The following is a 2,547-nucleotide window of genomic DNA, read 5'->3' as shown; positions in this document are numbered from 1 at the left end:
AAAAAAGAACAAACCATTTTGAGTACCAAACATTAAATTTCCTTTGGTCGTTGAAAAGTACTGAACTATAAGTTCAAAAAAATTAACGATGAAGAGTTTGATCCTGGCTCAGGATGAACGCTAGCGGCAGGCCTAACACATGCAAGTCGAACGGTAACAGCACTTCGGTGGCTGACGAGTGGCGCACGGGTGAGTAACGCGTATGCAACCTACCTTTCACAGTGGGATAGCCCAGAGAAATTTGGATTAATACCGCATAGTATGCAGTTCCAGCATTGGGACTGTATTAAACATTTATGGGTGAGAGATGGGCATGCGTTCTATTAGTTAGTTGGTAAGGTAACGGCTTACCAAGACCGCGATAGATAGGGGCCCTGAGAGGGGGATCCCCCACACTGGTACTGAGACACGGACCAGACTCCTACGGGAGGCAGCAGTGAGGAATATTGGACAATGGGCGCAAGCCTGATCCAGCCATGCCGCGTGCAGGAAGACGGCCCTATGGGTTGTAAACTGCTTTTATACAGGAAGAAACACCCCGACGTGTCGGGACTTGACGGTACTGTAAGAATAAGGATCGGCTAACTCCGTGCCAGCAGCCGCGGTAATACGGAGGATCCAAGCGTTATCCGGAATCATTGGGTTTAAAGGGTCCGTAGGTGGATGATTAAGTCAGAGGTGAAATCCTGCAGCTCAACTGTAGAATTGCCTTTGAAACTGGTCATCTTGAATCATTATGAAGTGGTTAGAATATGTGGTGTAGCGGTGAAATGCATAGATATCACATAGAATACCGATTGCGAAGGCAGATCACTAATAATGTATTGACACTGATGGACGAAAGCGTGGGGAGCGAACAGGATTAGATACCCTGGTAGTCCACGCCGTAAACGATGGATACTAGTTGTTCGGGCTTCGGCCTGAGTGACTAAGCGAAAGTGATAAGTATCCCACCTGGGGAGTACGTTCGCAAGAATGAAACTCAAAGGAATTGACGGGGGCCCGCACAAGCGGTGGAGCATGTGGTTTAATTCGATGATACGCGAGGAACCTTACCAGGGCTTAAATGTAGATTGACAGGTTTAGAGATAGACTTTCCTTCGGGCAATCTACAAGGTGCTGCATGGTTGTCGTCAGCTCGTGCCGTGAGGTGTCAGGTTAAGTCCTATAACGAGCGCAACCCCTGTTGTTAGTTGCCAGCGAGTAATGTCGGGAACTCTAGCAAGACTGCCAGTGCAAACTGTGAGGAAGGTGGGGATGACGTCAAATCATCACGGCCCTTACGTCCTGGGCTACACACGTGCTACAATGGTAGGTACAGAGAGCAGCCACTGGGTGACCAGGAGCGAATCTATAAAACCTATCTCAGTTCGGATCGGAGTCTGCAACTCGACTCCGTGAAGCTGGAATCGCTAGTAATCGGATATCAGCCATGATCCGGTGAATACGTTCCCGGGCCTTGTACACACCGCCCGTCAAGCCATGGAAGCCGGGAGTGCCTGAAGTCCGTCACCGTAAGGAGCGGCCTAGGGTAAAATTGGTAACTAGGGCTAAGTCGTAACAAGGTAGCCGTACCGGAAGGTGCGGCTGGAACACCTCCTTTCTAGAGAAAGACGGCCATTGGGAAGGGTTTGGAAAAAGAGTGATTTGTTCTTTTGCTGTTGATTTAATAATATACTATAGTAGAGTCTCATAGCTCAGCTGGTTAGAGCGCTACACTGATAATGTAGAGGTCGGCAGTTCGAGTCTGCCTGAGACTACTAACTACTATAAAAAGGAAATTCTGGAAGCTAGAGAGTTCTAAATTCGTAATTCTGAATTCAAAAATTCTGAATTTCAAATTGGGGGATTAGCTCAGCTGGCTAGAGCGCCTGCCTTGCACGCAGGAGGTCATCGGTTCGACTCCGATATTCTCCACCAAAGTACCCACGGAAGTGGGTATCTCATAAGGGAAGCTGTCAATCTGATTGAAACAGGCCCAAAATGAGATCTCCAATAGATTTGGAGATTGCAACGTTCATTGACATATTGAAAAAAGATACATAAAAAATATTACAGATGAGATCGCAAGATCTTATCAAGTAACACGTAGTCAGTCAGAGTTTACGAGCTTTTTGACTGATTGCAAAACTCATTAAAAGACAAAAGTACAATAAGCTACATAAGAGCGTATGGGGAATGCCTAGGCTCTCAGAGGCGATGAAGGACGTGATAAGCTGCGAAAAGCTGCGGGGATTGGCACATACAAATTGATCCGCAGATATCCGAATGGGGCAACCCACCATATTGAAGATATGGTATCCGAAAGGAAGCAAACCCGGAGAACTGAAACATCTAAGTACCCGGAGGAGAAGAAAACAAAAGTGATTCCGTAAGTAGTGGCGAGCGAACGCGGATTAGCCCAAACCGGTATTGTTACGGCAATATCGGGGTTGTAGGACCACGACATTCGATGCAGGATGAACTAGAACCCTTTGGAAAGAGGGGCCAGAGACGGTGATAGCCCGGTATAGGTAAAGAATGCGTAGATAGTGGTATCCTGAGTAG

The 2,547-nt window shown here is 47.2% G+C and carries 2 tRNA genes and 2 rRNA genes (1 of these 4 running past the window's edge); all 4 read left to right on the top strand.

Annotation, left to right across the window (positions count from 1 at the left end):
• The first annotated feature begins 85 nt into the window (after positions 1-85).
• A 16S ribosomal RNA gene (locus tag Q0947_RS15130) occupies positions 86-1,603 on the top strand.
• 83 nt (positions 1,604-1,686) lie between these two features.
• Positions 1,687-1,760, top strand: a tRNA-Ile gene (locus Q0947_RS15125).
• Between the two features lie 83 nt (positions 1,761-1,843).
• A tRNA-Ala gene (locus Q0947_RS15120) sits at positions 1,844-1,920 on the top strand.
• A gap of 230 nt (positions 1,921-2,150) precedes the next feature.
• Positions 2,151-2,547, top strand: a 23S ribosomal RNA gene (locus Q0947_RS15115) (it continues 2,423 nt past the right edge of the window).
• The 16S and 23S rRNA genes sit together here with 2 tRNA genes alongside, the layout of an rRNA operon.

The sequence above is a fragment of the uncultured Gelidibacter sp. genome (assembly GCF_947500795.1).
In the GTDB taxonomy this organism is placed as follows: Bacteria; Bacteroidota; Bacteroidia; order Flavobacteriales; family Flavobacteriaceae; genus Gelidibacter.
This window is presented reverse-complemented; position numbering and strand designations above follow the sequence as displayed.